Annotated in this window: 1 protein-coding gene; it reads left to right on the top strand. The window is 34.6% G+C overall.

What is annotated here, in order from left to right:
* The first annotated feature begins 67 nt into the window (after window positions 1-67).
* Entirely contained in the window at window positions 68-577 is a 510-nt protein-coding gene (locus tag LKE01_RS11945) for an HdeD family acid-resistance protein (RefSeq protein ID WP_054769930.1), read from the top strand.
* Window positions 578-703: the final 126 nt, after the last annotated feature.

Raw genomic sequence — 703 nt, 5'->3', positions numbered from 1 at the left:
CATTATTTAATTTACGACCAACAATCTGATGTCTATAAAAGCTGTACATTATTGGGAGGAATTTTATATGAATAAGTTATTGGACAGATTTGACCCATTTATGTTTGTCGTCGGGATCTTAAGTATTTTCGTTGCGGTCATTTCTTTAAGAAATCCCCTAGCAACCTTCAGTGCGGTAATCGTTATTGCAGCAATTACCGCAATTTTGTCCGGGATTTACAAGTTAACCGTTCTTAGAGGTGCTTTAGAAAATTCTGGATGGGTCGTTTTTAACGCGGTCGTTGACATTATTATCGGAATTTTAATGTTGTTCAACGGAAAGTTTGGCATTCTATTTGTTGCAATTTCGTTTGCAATTATGTTCTTGATGGATTCAATAATATCGTTATGGCTTTCGAACATTATCAAGTTAGTTAACGAAAAGTATTTTATGGTTGACGTGATTTTATCCGTAATTGGCATTATTTTAGGTGTTCTTTTATTGATTTATCCCGCCTTTTCAATCTTATCAATCTATTACCTAGTAGGATTATTCTTTATGATTACTGGGATTAGTGCGATTATTCACTCAATTTAATTTACTAAATTAAATGCCGCTTCCCGTTCTGGTGACTAGACGCAGTTCGATTCTGTGTACGGGAATAAGTCCAAACATTGATGACTTTAAAAGCTAAGTCGTTTTAGGAGATGAGTTTTTGGGAGT

Source organism: Lentilactobacillus kefiri, assembly GCF_007989105.1.
In the GTDB taxonomy this organism is placed as follows: Bacteria; Bacillota; Bacilli; order Lactobacillales; family Lactobacillaceae; genus Lentilactobacillus; species Lentilactobacillus kefiri.
The sequence above is the reverse complement of the archived record's forward strand: the minus strand, read 5'-3'. Positions and strand labels throughout refer to the sequence as shown.

What these genes read in the sequence shown, in the direction of transcription:
- LKE01_RS11945 (WP_054769930.1), top strand. Translation starts at nt 68, where the DNA reads ATGAATAAGTTATTGGACAGATTTGACCCATTTATGTTTGTCGTCGGG.